9 protein-coding genes and 8 pseudogenes are annotated in these 16,387 nt (G+C 57.8%); 9 read left to right on the top strand and 8 right to left on the bottom strand.

Translation table 11 applies throughout. The features are described 5' to 3' along the window. The first annotated feature begins 204 nt into the window (after positions 1 to 204). Together C7964_RS17915 and C7964_RS17910 are read left to right on the top strand one after the other, a co-directional pair. The gene (locus C7964_RS17915; protein ID WP_110280955.1) at positions 205 to 2,073 is read left to right on the top strand and encodes a dihydroxy-acid dehydratase domain-containing protein; all 1,869 of its coding nucleotides are present in this window, start codon (positions 205 to 207) and stop codon (positions 2,071 to 2,073) included. 48 nt (positions 2,074 to 2,121) lie between these two features. Next, positions 2,122 to 3,093: a DUF6671 family protein gene (locus C7964_RS17910; RefSeq protein WP_110280954.1), complete on the top strand. Its 972-nt coding sequence runs from the start codon at positions 2,122 to 2,124 to the stop codon at positions 3,091 to 3,093. A gap of 689 nt (positions 3,094 to 3,782) precedes the next feature. Here the strand turns inward: C7964_RS17910 and C7964_RS17905 are convergent. Next, positions 3,783 to 3,971: pseudogene (locus tag C7964_RS17905) on the bottom strand (transposase domain-containing protein); the annotation flags it as partial. Between the two features lie 17 nt (positions 3,972 to 3,988). Between C7964_RS17905 and C7964_RS20415 the strand changes: the two are divergent. From C7964_RS20415 to C7964_RS17895, 3 genes and pseudogenes are all read left to right on the top strand, one after another. After that, positions 3,989 to 4,213: pseudogene (locus C7964_RS20415) on the top strand (DUF5372 family protein); the annotation flags it as partial. Between the two features lie 58 nt (positions 4,214 to 4,271). Further along, positions 4,272 to 4,457, top strand: coding sequence for a hypothetical protein (locus tag C7964_RS17900; RefSeq protein ID WP_110280953.1), 186 nt, complete (start codon positions 4,272 to 4,274; stop codon positions 4,455 to 4,457). Then, positions 4,438 to 6,513: a recombinase family protein gene (locus tag C7964_RS17895; RefSeq protein WP_110280952.1), complete on the top strand. Its 2,076-nt coding sequence runs from the start codon at positions 4,438 to 4,440 to the stop codon at positions 6,511 to 6,513. Before C7964_RS17900 ends, C7964_RS17895 begins: the two co-directional genes overlap by 20 nt. A gap of 28 nt (positions 6,514 to 6,541) precedes the next feature. Here the strand turns inward: C7964_RS17895 and tnpC are convergent. The 3 genes and pseudogenes from tnpC to tnpA form a co-directional block, all read right to left on the bottom strand. Further along, positions 6,542 to 8,004, bottom strand: a pseudogene (gene tnpC, locus C7964_RS17890) (IS66 family transposase); the annotation flags it as partial. Positions 8,005 to 8,068: 64 nt separating this feature from the next. Continuing rightward, positions 8,069 to 8,422, bottom strand: a complete 354-nt coding sequence (gene tnpB, locus C7964_RS17885) for an IS66 family insertion sequence element accessory protein TnpB (protein WP_110280951.1) — start codon at positions 8,420 to 8,422, stop codon at positions 8,069 to 8,071. Beyond that, positions 8,419 to 8,880 carry an IS66-like element accessory protein TnpA gene (tnpA, locus tag C7964_RS17880; RefSeq protein ID WP_110280950.1) on the bottom strand — a complete coding sequence of 154 codons (462 nt, stop codon included), beginning with the start codon at positions 8,878 to 8,880 and terminating at the stop codon, positions 8,419 to 8,421. The genes tnpB and tnpA overlap by 4 nt, the downstream gene beginning before the upstream one ends. Positions 8,881 to 8,948: 68 nt before the next feature. Here tnpA and C7964_RS17875 point away from each other — a divergent pair. Then, positions 8,949 to 9,871: pseudogene (locus tag C7964_RS17875) on the top strand (IS256 family transposase); the annotation flags it as partial. On the opposite strand, the pseudogene C7964_RS17870 reads toward C7964_RS17875, so the two are convergent. Beyond that, positions 9,864 to 10,258: pseudogene (locus C7964_RS17870) on the bottom strand (transposase); the annotation flags it as partial. The pseudogenes C7964_RS17875 and C7964_RS17870 overlap by 8 nt on opposite strands. A 50-nt stretch (positions 10,259 to 10,308) precedes the next feature. Continuing rightward, positions 10,309 to 10,623 (bottom strand): transposase, encoded by a 315-nt coding sequence (locus C7964_RS17865; protein WP_110280949.1) that lies wholly within the window; start codon positions 10,621 to 10,623, stop codon positions 10,309 to 10,311. Between the two features lie 921 nt (positions 10,624 to 11,544). Here C7964_RS17865 and C7964_RS17855 point away from each other — a divergent pair. Together C7964_RS17855 and C7964_RS17850 are read left to right on the top strand one after the other, a co-directional pair. Beyond that, complete coding sequence (locus C7964_RS17855; RefSeq protein WP_220000195.1) at positions 11,545 to 12,750, top strand: IS4 family transposase; 1,206 nt, start codon at positions 11,545 to 11,547, stop codon at positions 12,748 to 12,750. 69 nt (positions 12,751 to 12,819) lie between these two features. Beyond that, positions 12,820 to 12,936: pseudogene (locus tag C7964_RS17850) on the top strand (transposase); the annotation flags it as partial. Between the two features lie 236 nt (positions 12,937 to 13,172). Here the strand turns inward: C7964_RS17850 and C7964_RS17845 are convergent. Together C7964_RS17845 and C7964_RS17840 are read right to left on the bottom strand one after the other, a co-directional pair. Beyond that, positions 13,173 to 13,943, bottom strand: a pseudogene (locus tag C7964_RS17845) (IS110 family RNA-guided transposase); the annotation flags it as partial. A gap of 85 nt (positions 13,944 to 14,028) precedes the next feature. Beyond that, positions 14,029 to 15,033, bottom strand: coding sequence for a tyrosine-type recombinase/integrase (locus C7964_RS17840; RefSeq protein WP_110280946.1), 1,005 nt, complete (start codon positions 15,031 to 15,033; stop codon positions 14,029 to 14,031). 465 nt (positions 15,034 to 15,498) lie between these two features. On the opposite strand from C7964_RS17840, the pseudogene C7964_RS20175 reads away from it, so the two are divergent. Beyond that, positions 15,499 to 16,204, top strand: a pseudogene (locus tag C7964_RS20175) (integrase core domain-containing protein); the annotation flags it as partial. Between the last annotated feature and the right edge of the window lie 183 nt (positions 16,205 to 16,387).

Genomic DNA, 16,387 nt, shown 5'->3' with positions numbered 1-16,387 from the left:
TTCTGCAGATGCAACCAATACACCAACCCAATGAGCCACGCTGATGTCGATCCCATATCAAAATCTTCAGGACACCATGCCACATGTGCTGCGGCCAGTGATGGCGACTTTCAGTCTTTACAATCATCGACCTCACATTTTTGATCATCATCAAGTTGTGTCGACGGTTCATCCCGTTGGCTAAGAAACCAGAAAGAGAGCGCCTTGACCAATCCAAACGCAGTTCTGATCGACCGCCATCCTGGTCGGTCAACCCAAACCCTCGGCCTTGCCATCGAGATCGGTACCGACCCATCATTAATCCATGAGCCATCGGTCGGCGTGGTCGGTACCAAAGGTGATAGCCAGTGCTATCTTGGTGTTGCGGCCAAGGTCGACGCGATCCACCAAGCACTTAGGTCCCGCATCGGAACAGGTCCGGACCAACTAAGGTTTCGTCTCGTCCAGCCCGAATTCACGATCGCGACCTCCGACGGTATGCGAAATGGCACGCCCGAAATGCGTTACTCTCTAATCGGGCGCGAGGTGACACAAGATGCATTATGCGAACACTTCAGTGCAACCGGGCTGGCCGGCACAATCGCCGTCGTCGCCTGTGATAAGCCGCCCGTCGGCACGCTTTCGGCCATGCTGGAGCACAACTTACCATCGATCATCATGTCAGATGGTCCAATCCGCCCTGGCGTTGATCCCAAAACTGGCGAGCCCCTCGATATTGTGAGCGCCTTTCAGGCAGCTGGCCACCCGGACCCTGAATACCGCCACCACATCGCGTGTCATGCTTGCCCCGGTTTTGGCAGTTGCGGCGGCATGTTCACCTACAACACGATGCAAACCTTCATAGGTGTGCTTGGCATGCAGCCTTTGCATATGGTTGCCCCGCCTTCGGATGACGCGCGCCGTTTGACAGAGTTCCCCGATGAACTGGTCACTCTGCTCGCCAGGATGATTGATGCAGATCTCAAGCCGCGCGATATTGTCGAGCGAGAGTCCTTGCGCAATGCGACGATCGTCGCCATGGCAATTGGCGGCTCCACAAACGCACTTTTGCACGCGCCTGAGATCGCGCGTGCAGCTGGCTTTGCCGACTTCTGGAAGGACATCATGACACCCGAGGAATTCAATCACCTCTCGCAGCATGTCGTCCCCGTCCTTACCAATGCGCGGCCATATGGCAAATATTCCATGGTAGACATAGACAATGTTGGTGGTGTTCAGATCATCGTCCGCGAGTTGCTTGAGGCAGGTCTGCTGAATGGCGACACATTAACCTGCACAGGTGAGACATTGGCAGAGCAGGTCGCACGGCTTGGTGCAAAACAGGCTGATGGCGATGTCATTTATCCGGTAAGGGCCCCATTCAAGCCGACAGGCGGCCTACGGATGCTTGGCGGCAACCTGTCACCCGACTTTTCGGCTATCCTGAAGCTGGCTGGCGTAGAAGGCGGCTTGGAAGATAACCTGTTCCGCGGCAGGGCCCGCGTTTTTGACGGTCAGCAGGCCCTATTGGACCTGTTGGACCAGACGCCTGAGGCGTTGCAGGACAACGACATGATCATCGTTCGATATGAAGGTCCGAGCGGTGCACCAGGGATGCCTGAAATGCTGGATCCGACCGCGCGGATTACAACACTGTGCCGCGAACGGGGCATAGTTGTTGCCCTGATGACAGATGCGCGGTTTTCTGGCGGTTCAATCGGTCTTGTAATCGGGCATGTAGGACCGGAGGCCGCACTGGGCGGTCCTATTGCGTTTGTCGAGGATGGCGACGAAATCCTTGTCAATCTCAATACCAACGAGATCAACTGCACCCCTCTGAATGATCCTGCTGTACTGCGTGCCCGCAAGGCCGCCTGGGACCAAGCAGTTGATGGCAATGGTGGCTTTCACCCAAGCCTGCCAACGGCCGAGACAAGGCTATTGCAGCGCGCACGACATATGGCAGTTCCTGCTGTTAGAGGGGCGGGAATGCACCCAAACCGGACAGTCTGGGTGCGCAATCCGCGTACCGCGACACGATCAGGTTTTAAGCCACAAAATAAGTTCCGCTCATCAGCACCCGAGGAGTCCTAAATGCGCTAGTGGAGTTTTTTCGGATGACCGACACCTGCTCCGATACCAATGCAGACGCTCCTTACATACGGCGCGAAGCGTCGTCACTTCCGTTGCTACCAAATTGCTCTGGATACCAATCGCCAGGAAAGTGATGAGGACATGAAGCAAAAATCTGACGTTTTCTTGGGCGATGCGCATCGGCAACTGCCCAAAGTTGCCGTGCTGGCAACCATGCACGGAAAGCAGATTGCACTCCAAGAAACGTTTGCAGCAATAGGTGTAGATCTAACGTTGCCAGCAGATTTCGATACTGATCAATTTGGGACATTTAGTGGGGAGGTCCCGCGGCGAGGGACGATGGAAGAAGCAGCACGAGCGAAGTTGGCTGCAGCGATGAGTGTCTCGGGCATCTCAGCCGGACTTGTGAGCGAGGGCGCGTATGGCGCACATCCTATGATCCCGTTTGCGCCAGCAGGCCTAGAGATATTGGTTTGGTACGACAAAGAACGAAATTACGAAATTATTGAGCACCTGCTTGATGAAAACCCGGTATACGATCACTCTGAAATCAAGCGCTTTGAAGATCTTGGCCCCTTCCTGGGACGAATTAATTTTCCCGATACTGCCGTGATCGTTGCGCCATCCTCAAACAAATCTGCTTGTTGTGGTAAAGGCTTGCGCAGCCTACGGGATGTTGAAGAGGCGTTTAAATCAGCGGTGAAATTATCTGAGGATGGGACATGTTTCGTACAAACGGACATGCGAGCACATATGAACCCGAGACGCATGGAAACTATAGGACGCCTGGGCAAAACGTTGGCAGCGCGTTTGACCCAATTGTGCGCTTCGTGTGCAACACCAGGATGGGGTCTATTGAGAAGACAAGCAGGCTTGCCTTGTAAGTGGTGTGGGGAGGCCAGCATGCAAATCGCATATGAAATCCATGGCTGTATCGCGTGCGGCGAAGAAAAAATAGTGCCTCGGTCTGATGGCAAAACCCACGCTGACCCGGCACACTGCGGCATTTGCAATCCATGACCCAAGGTCGTGATCATAGCAAAACAACGCTGTGGTTAAAACTCCATGATACAAATCGGTGATATTGAAAAATTGACATAGGTTACTTCGAAATACTTGTCGTGTTTTGATACAAAAGGGTGGTTTGCGATGATGACGTGGCAGAAGGCTGGCAGGTCTACATCAACACCACATCAACCCGCTAATGCACGTTTCGTGCCGAGTTTGCGTCTGAATGTCGGCCAATGTGCACGAATGTGGGGTGAGAAAATGCGTGGTATCAAAGGCTTATCAGCTAAGTGCTTGTTTTTTATAACCTATTGGAATTGTGGGCTTATGGGCTCATAACCTGAAGGTCGTAGGTTCAAATCCTACTCCCGCAACCAAAATAAACAAATAAATCAAACGCTTAAGACGGTGGTATCATAGTACCATCGGGCTTTTGCACGTTTACGTCAACGCCACGTCAACAAATCAACAGTCCCCCTACGGCGCGCAGGTGAGATATAGCTAAAAGTTGGTGATGGCCCCTGAGGCATATCATGGCGTTGTTCACGCGCCGCAATTCTCATCTGAGAAAAGGATATGCCACATGACGACAAATACCGTATGCGGCGGCCCCGCCCCATTGATTTATCGGTTGCACGTTGTTGTGGCTGGTTGATGCGGAGGGCGGTCGGTAGCTCGTCAGGGACTACGAGACGAGGTCCTTATGAGCCCTTGGCTTGCTGGGCATAGGCCCATGGCATCAGGGCGTCGATGTCGCGGGCGAGGTGGCCGTTGGCCCGCTTGGTGAAGAGATCGCGCATGTAGGCATATGGTTCGACGCCGTTCATCTTGCATGTGCCGATGAGGCTGGCGAAGCGGGCCCAATTGCGGCCACCCTCGTCGGAAGCAGCGTTATGATGCCGGGAGTCTGGGTTTTGACGCGGTTGTCACGTATCCGTTTCACCCGCTTTGCGGCCAAACGGTCGAGATTACAGGATCAGTTGAGCACGACTTTTGTAATCATCTTTTGATCCGCCAAGATCATGGTGGGGCATTTCATCTTCCGGCTTGGATGATCACACCTGAGGCCGGATCTATCAAGCCTGTCGATACTCCAACCCTACCGCTTGAACGGTTGCGCGACCTTCGCGCGTTGTTGGATCAGGTCTTACACTCCCGTGAGGACGAATTGGTCAGCACAGGAGATGTCGATGCCACACGCCAATCAACCCGATCTGTTTGCCTATCTGACGCCAACGGTTCATTGGAGCCCAGTCGATCGCCAGATGGCCATGATGCTTCTTCAGGAGCTGCTGCAGGAAGCAGTGAACGCGCCACATCTATCCAATCCGTGTCAGACCGGAAAGGAGGGCGACAATGAACAAGATCACGGCTGAGCATCTGGGCCGCAGCGCCTATATCTACATCCGGCAGTCTTCCACGTATCAGGTGGTCAACAACCTAGAGAGCCAACGTCGACAATATGGGCTGGCTGAGCGGGCGCGGCAACTGGGATGGGAAGCGGTTGAGATCATTGACGAAGATCTTGGCAAATCGGGAGGCGGGGGCACCGAGCGCCCGGGATTTCAAAAGCTTCTTGCTGCGATCTGTGAAGGCCGGGTCGGCGCTGTATTTTCGCTTGAAGCTTCGCGCTTGGCCCGCAACGGGCGCGATTGGCACAGCTTACTGGAATTTTGCGCTGTGGTGGGGACGCTGATCGTAGACGAAGACGGCTTATACGACCCACGTCTGATCAATGACCGCCTGCTGCTAGGCATGAAAGGCACCATGAGCGAGATGGAAGTGTCGGTCTTCCGGCAGCGCTCGGCTGAAGCCATCAAGCAAAAGGCCCGCCGGGGTGAATTGCTGACAACTGTAGCCGTCGGCTACGTCAAGACCGATGACAATCGCATCGAAATGGACCCCGACCGCCGTGTTCGGGACGCCATTGCACTGGTGTTCCGGAAATTCTCTGAACTGCAGTCGATCCGCCAGGTTCTTTTGTGGTTCCGGGATGAGGAGGTCATGTTGCCGCGCGCGATTTATGGCGGTGGAGCACAGCGTATTACCTGGACACTGCCTGTTTACACAACGCTGCATCACATGCTGACCAATCCGGTCTATGCCGGGACCTATGCATTCGGGCGTCGGGGCAGCAAGGCCGTCATCAAGGATGGACAAAAACGCCAGACCCGTGAAAGCTTTCGGCGCAATTGGAACGACTGGGATGTTTTGATCCGTGACCACCACACCGGCTACATTTCTTGGGAAGCCTTCAAGAAGACGCAAAGCGTGATCGCGCATAACGCCAATCGAAGCGGTTTTGGCGCGCGCGGAGCAATCCGCAAAGGTGAGGCGCTGTTGCCCGGGTTGTTGCGCTGCGCGCGCTGCGGTCGACGTTTGCGGGTGGCCTATAGCGGCAAAGGCGGCAACACGCAGCGCTACGTGTGCCATGGAACTTTTGGAAGCAAAGCACGGGCCAACTGCATCGCGTTTGGTGGCATGCGTATTGACCGTGCGGTTTCGGCCGAAGTTCTGGACCGTCTGCAGCCCCTTGGGATCGAGGCGGCTCTGTCTGCGGCGTCAGCGCAGGTAGAGAAGCGGCACGAGACGTTGCAGCAGGTGGAAAACGCGCTGCAACAGGCTCGGTTTGAAGCAAAACGGACTCAGCGCCAGTATGATGCGGTCGACCCGGACAACCGGCTGGTCGCTGACGAGCTGGAGCGGCGTTGGAACGACAAACTTCGTCAGGTGTACAATTTGGAAATCGACATCGAAAGGCTCCAGACTGAACCACAGCCCAGTGCCTCTGTGCCAGATCGCGAGCGATTGATGAGCTTGGGTGCAGATCTAGGGCAGGCTTGGGACAGTCCCGGCGTCACACCCGAGACCCGAAAGCGGATATTGCGGCTCATGATCCGAGAGATCATCGTCGATATGACCGAAGACAGCCTGCCTTTGATCATTCATTGGCAAGGTGGGGATCATACGCGTCTGAGTATCAAGAAGAACAAGGCGGGTCACACACGGTGGGTAATTGCCGGTGACACGCTGGACCTGATCCGCACTCTGGCCCGTCAGATGCACGATGAGCACATAGCATCGATATTGAACCGCGCAGGCAAGGTTACTGGGAAAGGCCTCACTTGGAACCGAAGCCGTATCTGCAGTGTACGCCGCAACCATAACATTCCGGTCTATCGCGAAGGCGAACGTCAGGAACGTGGCGAACTCACTCTGGACGAAGCGGCGACAATCTTGAATGTCAGCCCGTCGACGGTGCGTCGATTGATCAAAACTGGAGAACTTGTCGCCATTCAGACCTGTAAAGGCGCCCCATGGATCATCAGGCAGGACGAGGTTCAGAAAGACAGCGTGCGCCAAGCCGCTGACGCACGCCGCGCCAGACGCCCGGCGTCTCGCGATCCCAATCAAATAACCATGCAATTATAAAGGCATATGCAGATGTGTAGTATGAAGCACCCTCGTCATGGCCCGCAAACAATGCGTTGCGGCGGTTCATGGCCGGGCTTCGGATGGCGTTTTCAACAAGATTGGAATCGATGTCGACGCGCCCATCGTCGAGGAACAGCCGGAAGCCGTCCTGACGTTTCAGCATGTAGGCCATGGCCTCGCCGAGGTCGGATTTGCGCGAGACCCGCGCGGCCTGTGCCTTCAGCCAGGTGAAGAATTCATCGAGCAGCGGGCGGGACATTTCCTGCCGGACAGCGCGGCGGTGGTCCGGGTCGGAGCCTCGGATGGCGTCCTCGACCTTGTAGAGGGCGGCAATGCGCAACAGCGCCTCGTCGACGATGGGTGATCCCTTCTTCGGCTTGGCCTTGATCAGCTTGCGTCGGCCATGCGCCCAGCAGAAGGCCAGCCGCAGCGGATCGCCGCCCGGGCGTTTCGGCGTGGCCAGATGGGTATGGCGCCATAGGCATCGACCTGGATCGTGCCGTTGAAGCCCTTGAGGATTTCGGCGGCGTATTCGCCTTTACGCCCGGGACGATAATGGAACACCACGCCGGGCGGCGCAGGGCCGTTCCAGCCCCGGTCATCCCGCAACACCGCCCAAAGATAGCCCGTCTTGGTCTTGCCCCGCCCGGGATCGAGAACGGGCGCGGTGGTTTCATCGACGTAGAGCCGGGTGCTGCCGGACAGCAGTCGTTTGGCCATGTGATCGACCACGGGGGCGATCAACGCACCGGTCCGACCCATCCAGTCGGCCAGCACCGAGCGGTCGATCGGCACCCCGTGCCGCGCCATGACCACGGCCTGCCGGTTCAGCGGCATGTGCTCGGAATGCTTGGAGACGGCGATCTGGGCGAGCAGCGCCTCGGTTGGCCAGCTCCCCTCCAGCAGATGGGCAGGTGCCTTTGCCTGGACCACACCTGTGCGCCCCTTGGGGCAGGCATATCGGGGGCGCACCGTGACGATGACCTGATAGCGCGCGGGGAGGTAATCCAGCCGTTCGCTTCGATCCTCACCAATCTTGACCATGTCACCACAGCCGCAGGGGCAAATGATGTTGTCGGGCTCGACCACCCTCTCGACGCGCGGCAGGCTTTCGGGCAGCGCCCGGGCCTTGCGTGGCGCTCGCGGCTTGCGCTTCTCGGGATCCGGTTCGCTGGCCGCGATCCTGTCTTCAACAGCCGCGATTTGCGCCTGCGTCTCGGCGATAGCCGTTTCCAGGTCCTCCAGCGCCAGTTCCAGCTTCTCGGATTTTGGCCCGAACTTGGTGCGCCGATAATCCTGAACCTGGCCTTCCAGCTTCTCGATCAGCACCTCAAGCTCTGCGATGAAGGCCTCTTTCTCGGCAACCACAGACTGCTCATGCTGGCGCGCAGCGCGCTCGACCGAAAGCTCGAACTGAACAGCTGCAAAGGCCTTCACCACCTCGGGCGGCAGGTCTGGAAACTGGCTGAGATCGAAGGGCTGCGACATACGCATTTCTACCCGAACCGGGACAGAAAGACCAATAAAACAACGTCAAAAACAGCTGCCTGAGTCATCCTGCCGCAGTCGGTGCCAGCACCCGTTGCGCCACCACCCGCCGCCAGTCCAGACCTTCGAACAGCGCTTCGAATTGCGCCCGGGACAGCCGCATGACCCCGTCCTGAACCTTCGGCCAGGCGAAGCTGCCTTGCTCCAGGACTTTGTAGGTCAGCACCATTCCGCTGCCATCCCACACAAGGATCTTCAGCCTGTCCCCGCGTTTTGAGCGAAAGACCACCGTCACCCCGGAATGCGGGTCGAGCTTCAGCTCCGTCTGCACAATCAGCGCCAGAGCGTTATGTCCACAGCGGAAATCCACAGGCTTCGTCGCGATCACGATCGGCAGCCGTTGACCGGCGACAATCACGATGCACCCCGCAGCGCCCGCACCAGCGCCGCCGCGCGCTCCACCGTAACATCACCGGGAATGCACAAGCGCAGATCGGACCCGACCTCAATCGTCATCACGCCGATGCCGTCCTGCGCGGCCTCGGTCGTGGAAGATACCGGCTGATCCATGGGCTCAGGCAGAATGGACAGCGGCACAAAGGCAGGCTCCGCCGCCTCCGGCACTGGCGATCCGTTCAACGCATCAATCAGCTCACCCGGCAGGGCCAGCCGACCCTGCCGGGCATGGCGGCGCCAATCTGACAAATGATGGGGCAGAATATCATAGCGCGCCGCCACATCGCAGACCCGCGCGCCCGGCTGAAGGCTTTCGGCGACAATCCGCGCCTTCACCTCATCAGGCCAACGCCGCTTGCCCCGCCGTCGCGGCTCGACAACCTCGCACCGCCCCATAAATCCATCGCCACCGTCCGCCATGCGCAACCTCCATCTGCTAACGCAGACCTTCTCGCAGGCACCTCACGCGTCAGGAACAGGCCAAATCAATGGGGCGGGGCCGCCGCATACCAAATACCGTTACCCAACTGCTCGATCCACAGGGATTTTCACCTGTTCCTTTGACAGCACTTTTACGGTCTGGCGCACAGCGATTGATTGAGCAAGCCGTCGAGGCCGAACTCGCTGTTCTGCTGGAGGCCTATGCATCCGACAAAACGGATGATGGCCGCGCGCGGCTGGTGCGCCATGGTCACCTGCCTGAGCGCGAGGTGATGACAGGGGTTGGCGCGGTGCCAGTCAAGGTGCCCCGCGTGAGGGACTGGGGAGCAGCCGCCGAGAAAGTTCGGTTCAGCTCGACAATCCTGCCGCCCTACCTGCGTAAAGCCAAATCCATCGAAGAGCTGGTGCCCTGGCTCTACCTCAAAGGCCTTTCCACTGGCGACTTTCACGAAGCGCTCGCGGCGTTGCTTGGTACCAATGCCGCAGGGCTGTCCTCGACCACGATATCGCGGCTCAAGGCTGACTGGTGGGATGAGTATGACCGTTGGCAACGGCGCGATCTGAGCGCGCGGCGGTTCGTTTACATCTGGGCGGATGGCGTCTATTTCCGACCCCGAATGGCCGAGAAAAAACAATGCGTTCTGGTGCTGATCGGGGCAGATGAGTGGGGCCGCAAAGAGATCATCGGCTTGGCTGACGGCTATCGTGAAAGCACCCAAAGCTGGCGCGAATTGCTCCTTGTTTTGCAACGACGCGGACTCACCCACGCGCCTGACCTGGCCATTGGCGATGGTGCCCTGGGCTTCTGGAATGCTCTGCGCGAGGTCTTTGGCGCGACGAAAGAGCAGCGCTGCTGGTTCCACAAGAGACCGGCAATGTTCTGAACGCGATGCCGAAGTCCGTTCAGGCCAAAGCCAAAGGTTACCTTAACGATATTTGGCAGGCCGAAACCCGCGTGGATGCCGAGGCGTGTAATAGACACTGCCCCGGTTGATCCCCAGCATGATCGCCTGACGGCTGACGCTCAGCTTGGCTGTGGGATCGATCATTTTTTTGCGCTCGGCAACAGACCCGCCTTGCCGAGCGCGCCGGACAAAAAATCATTCTCCAGCGTCAGCTCTCCGATCTTCGCATGCAGGGTCTTCACGTCGATCACCTGTTCTGGTTCGGCCTTCGCGGCGTCCCCAAAAACACCAGTCGCACCCTCAAGCAGCTGATCGCGCCACTGCTTGATCTGGTTCGGATGAACGTCGAAATCTTGTGCCAGCTCGATCAGCGTCTTCTCGCCCTTGATCGCGGCCACGGCCACTTTTGCCTTGAATGCCGGACTGTGATTCCGGCGCGGTCGTCTTGTCATAGTCTTCTGCTCGCTTGCAGCATCATGCTGCTGTTGCGCGGAAAATCCACTTATCCCAGCTGTTCAGATTTGCGCAGCCACTTCTCTGAATCACCGCCGCCATCCTCCAACACCACGATCGATGTGAAACTAAAGCCGTCGTCATCACTCGCAGGCAAAACCAATCTGCCGTCACGTGCCCGACTGCGCCATTCTGACAGATGGTTTGCCCGAAGCCCATAACGTGCAGCAACCGCATTCACCGTCGCACCCGGCATCAACGTCTCGGCAACAATCAGCGGCTTGACCTTATCAGGCCAGCGACGCTGACCATTCCCCCGTATCTCTACTCCATAGTCCCTGAGTAACTCACCCGTAGTCGCCATCGCGAAACTCCCGCATCAATCTCCGTCAGGCGCGACATCGCAGGTCACACTGAAGGCGGGAAGGTGGGGGACAGAAAACGCTCACGCCCAGTTCCTGGAAGCGGGTGAATATCGCGCCTATCGCTTCCTAAATCCGCATGTCTGGATCGAACATGATACCGGCGTCCCAGTCCCAAAGGTAGCCTATCGGCGGGGTGTAGCGTAGTTCGCTGCGTCTGGCCTTCGCACGGGCAGCGTCCAGCATCCGCGTTCGCAATATTGCCAGTTCAAACTCGCTGACGCTTACGTTACTAAGTGATATTATCAGTTAGATACGCCCAAAACACTACACCTAGGGTTAATCCCGCGACGACTAACCATACTATAATCACTTCTCGTCTTTCTGGCTTCCTTTTCATTTCTTCGCTCACTTTGAAAAAGGCCTATCTGGGCCGGCATCAGCCACCTCCAGTGTGACCAAGGCCGATCGAAATCTTTTTTGCTGTAGCCCTGATCGCCATAGTCATTTGGGGGTTAATTGTAGAATCTACAATATGAATCAACCCGACAATGGCGATCGTCGCCCAGCAGCGACAGGGCTCGTTGATAGACGGGAGGGGCGATCGCATCAAGGCCCAGCATCTATTCGTCGTGGGCTTCGGTCATCTCCCCCGAAAATTAACTAAGGGATGCACACATCTTTAGGTATGATTTCCCTTCCCGGGCGCTTGACGGGTTTTGTTTTGCATGATTCGATTGCCCTACCTTAAATGGAGGGCGACTTGTGGTGACTTCGGAAGGCTGTGGGCTGGGCGATTTCGGAGACGAGCGCCTGGCAAAAAGGGGGGTCTGCTGCTCGCGGAAATGGTGGCGCGCACGAGTACCTGCCTGCGGCGTCTAGCGGGTGGCCGACGCAGTGGGATTGTCGGATTTTCGCGCTTTTTGGCCAATCCGCGCGTGACGGTGGAGGCCCTGGTTGATGGCTGGGGAGCAGAGCTTTCACAAGCCTGCGCGGGCCGGCATATACTGGCAATCCAAGATACCAGCGAATTCAATTTCTCGACGACGAGAGAGCGCAGCCGCGGTCTAGGCGAGATCGGCAAGGGATTAGGGCGTGGTGTTTTGCTACATGCGATGCTGGGTGTGGATGCCGAGACGGGTGGCATTCTGGGTTTGGCCGCGGGCCGGATATGGACACGCGATGGCCGGGTAAGCGTTCCCCACCGGAACCGGCCGCTGTCAGAGAAGGAATCGCATCGGTGGCTGAGCACGGCAGAGGCCGCCAAGACGGTTCTGGCCCGAGCGCATATGGTGACTGAAATCAGTGATCGCGAGAGCGATATCTATGAGAAATGGGCGCGATTGCCTGAGCCGGGCTTTCACATCCTGACCCGTGCCATGGCGGATCGTTCAATTCTGGAAGGTGGCGGTAAGCTTTCCTCCGCACCGCTGCAATTAGCGGGTACGGCCAATGTGGCGGTGCGCGCACGCCCTGGTCGTCCAGCCCGCACCGCCAGGCTTGTGACCCGGTTTGGCCCCGTTGCGATCAAGCGTCCCGCCAATCGGGCAAGGCAGGCGGGGCTGGCCGAGACGGTAGAGGTCCACCTGATCGAGGTCTGTGAGGAGGATGCGCCGCCGGGCGCCGCGCCCATCTCGTGGCGTCTTCTGACCACCCATAAGGTCGAGGATGCAGTGATGGCCTGGCGCGTAGTTGGCTGGTATCGGCAACGCTGGCATATCGAGCAATTCTTCCGAACGCTGAAACAGCAGGGCCTCCAACTGGAAGACAGTCAACTGGAAAATGCCGAGCGGTTGATCAAGCTGGCCGCGATTGCCGCCCGCGCTGCCTGCACAATTATGCAACTCGTTCAGGCGCGCGATGGCAGGTCCGAGCAAGACGCTAGGATCGCCTTCTCGCCCACCGAAATCCAGGCCCTCCATGCACTCCTGCCCGAACTCGAAGGTAAGACCACACTTCAGAAAAACCCCCATCCGCCTGAAACGCTGGCTTGGGCCGCCTGGATCATCGCAAAACTCGGCGGATGGGACGGCTATCCGAAATCCAAACCGCCCGGACCAATAACCTTCCGCCACGGTCTCCAGTACTTCAAATCCCTCACTCACGGATGGAGGCTCAGAAATGTGTGAATCGCCTAGCGAAAATTAAGGGGCTGCAAGAGTATAATTTTCTCGGCAAAATGAACGAGGAGATTTCGAATGAAGACAAGCAGATACACTGAGACGCAGATCATCGTGATCCTGCGGCAAGCCGAAAGCGGTGTGCCAGTTTCTGAGCTGTGCCGCGGGCATGGGATGAGCGAGGCGTCGTTTTACATCTATGGATGTCTCTCCCTTTGCAAGATTTTCGCTGATCTGTTCCGCCGCCAGGTCCCAGGTTGCAAACATCTATCCGGCGTCACCCTTCGATGGTGCGCCCAAATGGGAATTCCGCGTGGTGAGCCTCAACAAATGGTCGGCCTCAGCAGGCCATTATAAAAGCCAGGTTCCTCACACACCGGAGTTTGCCCGTCGGTTCATTTCATGATCTTCTTGCAATCCTTGTTGCGCGCTTAAGCGTGGGCGCGGAACTGTTCTTTTCTGTTTAGCATGGCCCAGATGATCCGGGCGTTTTTGTTGGCCGCGGCGACGATAGCGCGGTTAATACCGCGTCGTTCGCGAAGGCTGTTGACCCATTGACTGAAGGGGTCTGTCTTTCGCTGCGCTACACGGACTACTGATCGGGCACCATGGATCAGAAGGTTTGGGAGATGTCTGTCTCCACGTTTGCTGATCCCCATGAGTAGCCTCTTGTCGCCGCTTGAGTGCTGCCGTGGAACCAGCCCAATCCATGCGGCCAGATGTCGGCCGTTCTTGAACTCACGGCCATCGCCCACAGCTGAAACAACAGCTGTCGCCGTCTTTGGGCCGACACCGCAGATGCGTGCGATCAGGCGGCAATCCTCATTAGACTTGAACACTGCATCAATGCGGCGGTCGAAGGTTGTGATCTGAGCATCAATCTGTCCCAAGAAATCGAACAAATCGCCAATGACCTCTCGGCTCATTGCACTCAGCCCGTTCGTCTTGTTCTCAAGTATCTCTGGGATGGCCCGATGTGCCCGTCCGCTCGATAAAGTGATTGGTATGCCGCGGTCCAACAGCAGGCCCCGCATTTGGCTCACGAGTGCGGTCCTGTGATTGACGAGGCGGCGGCGCGCCCGATGCAGGGCCCGAATATCCTGTTGTTCTTCTGACTTGGTCGGCACGAACTTCATGTTCGGACGCATCAAGGCGGTACAGATGGCCTCGGCATCGGTTAGATCGTTCTTTTGATGCTTGACTTATCATCAGGTGGCCATAATGCGGAGGAACGTGCGCAGCGTGGCTGATTGTCAGCGTTTTCGTCCCACATTCCTCCGCATTATTTCAGAGCGTATCGAGCCAGGCGAGCAGGCTTGCACCCCGCTTCCATGATGGCGGATGAACCGCTGTTGCCAGAGGACTGACCTGTTCCAGTGCCTTTCGCTTCGTTTCCAGGTTCGCCTTCGCGTAATGGTTGGTGGTGTCGAGGCTCACATGCCCAAGCCAGCTGCGAATGACCGTGACGTCGACACCGGCCGAGACGAGGTGGACGGCGGTAGCGTGGCGGAAGCTGTGCGGCGTCACATGCTTGTTGTGCAACGATGGCTCGATTCCGGCCGCCGCTTTCACATAGCCCGCAAGTTTGAACCGGACGCCCGAGGCGCTGAGCGGTTCGCCATAACGGTTCATGAACAGCCGCTGGTTCGGTGCTCGTGGTTTTCGCTCCAGCAGCTTTTTCAACAGCATCACAGTTTCCGGCCAGAGCGGGCAGATGCGTTCCTTGCGGCCCTTGCCTGTCAGGCGCACGCAACCTGGACTATCGAAGCGGATCATCTCTGGGCACAGATCGAGCGCTTCCTGTATTCGCGCCCCGCTGTTGTAAAGGAACGAGAGCAGCGCGTGATCGCGCAGGCCCTCAACGGTCGAGCGATCTGGCTGGGCAAGGATTGCTGCCACTTCCGCCGGTTCCATATAACAGGGTTCGGATATCGGCGCACGCTTGACCGGGATGTTGAGGATTTCCACGCATTGAGCGATTGATGCGGGTTCTCTCGTCGCCACGAAGTTGAAGAAGCTGCGGATCGCGGCAAGCCGGCAGTTGCGCGTGCCGATCGTACCTCCGCGCTCGTGTTCAGTGTGCCTCAGGAACGCAGCAACTTCGCTGGCAGTCAGATCGGTCAGCGTGATCATCGCAACCTTCTTTTCCGCGCGCTGCGCAACGAACCGCAGGAACAGCCGCCAGGTGTCGCGGTAGGATCGGACCGTATGGATGGACGCGTTACGCTGCTCAACAAGCCATTCGTAGAAGAACGCGCGCATCAGGTTCGGGAACGGGTTGGTCTTGCTCATGACCTCACCTCCCACCCAAGATTGAGGCATGGTGCGCCCACGGCCCTGAACCGCTCGTTGGCGAGATGCAGCAGATCCTGCGTGACGGTGATGTAGACCAGGGTGGAGTTGATATCCCGATGCCCGAGGTAAGTCGCGAGGAACGGCAGTCTATCGTGTGGATTGATGCCCGTTTGGTACCACTGCAGAATACGGTTCACGACCATCGAGTGGCGCAGATCATGAACGCGTGGCCCGGTGCGCCCTTGCAGAGGCTTCAACCCGGCGCGCCGAATGACGTCAACAAGCAGCCAGGTGACAATTTCCGGTGTGTAACGGCGAGTGCGGCCCTGCTCGTGCCAGAACAGAGCGGAACATGGATGCTGCGGCGCGCCCGCATAGCTCGCGCCCAGAGGGTCTCGGGCTGGTCCCCCGCAGCGCGATGCGCCGCGCTTTCAACGTAGGGAGAGACTGATGCCTCCTGTTGGGGTCAGTGAGACTTGTTACCGTTACAGCCTGAGGCTGAAGGCCGAGAACGAGGTGATCGCCGATCTGCTGACCGGGCTGACCGATGCGCGAAAGGCATGGGGATTTGGCCTGTGTTTCCGGCATCTGCGCAACGTCAAGGGGCATCCTTGGAACCACAAACGCTTCTATCGAATCTATTGCGAGCTGGAACTCAACCTGCGGAACAAGCCCTGAAAGCGGCTGAAACGGGAGAAGCCTGATGTCCTGGCGGTGCCAGACGCGCCCAATGTGACCTGGTCGATGGCCTTCATGGCGGATCGCCTCGGCGACGGCCGTACCTTTCGGCTGCTGAATGTGCTGGACGACTTCAACCGAGAAGGGCTGGGGATCGAGGTGGACTTCTCATTGCCCGCAGAACGGGTCATTTGCAGCCTGAGCCGCATCATCGAGTGGCGCGGTAAGCCCGGCGCTATTCGGGTAAGGACGGAGTTCACCAGCTCGTCGATCCTGAAATAAGCCAACGAAAACAATGTCGACTAGCACTACATCGACCCGGGCAAGCCCCAACGCCTTCATCGAAAGCTTCAATGGCAGCCTGCGCGATGAACTCCTGATCGAGGAGTTGTTTGGCAGTCTGGACGATCGAAGGGGCAAGCTGGCCCTATGGCGATACGACTATAACTACGTCAGGCCGCACTCGTCGCTCGGCAACAAAACACCCGCAGAAGCGCGCCAGGCGCTTGAGCAATTTGGGGACTCCGTTCCCGGCGCCCTTGCCCAAACCGAAACCGAAGAATATGAAAACCACATGATCTACCCTCCCTCATCGTTACGTGAGCTGGCCGATTAGACCGGAATCAAGAGTCGCTTTCATCGAAGCAATGATCCGGAGTTGGAACTCGACAAA

It is taken from the genome of Loktanella sp. PT4BL (assembly GCF_003201935.1).
In the GTDB taxonomy this organism is placed as follows: Bacteria; Pseudomonadota; Alphaproteobacteria; order Rhodobacterales; family Rhodobacteraceae; genus Yoonia.
The sequence above is the reverse complement of the archived record's forward strand: the minus strand, read 5'-3'. Positions and strand labels throughout refer to the sequence as shown.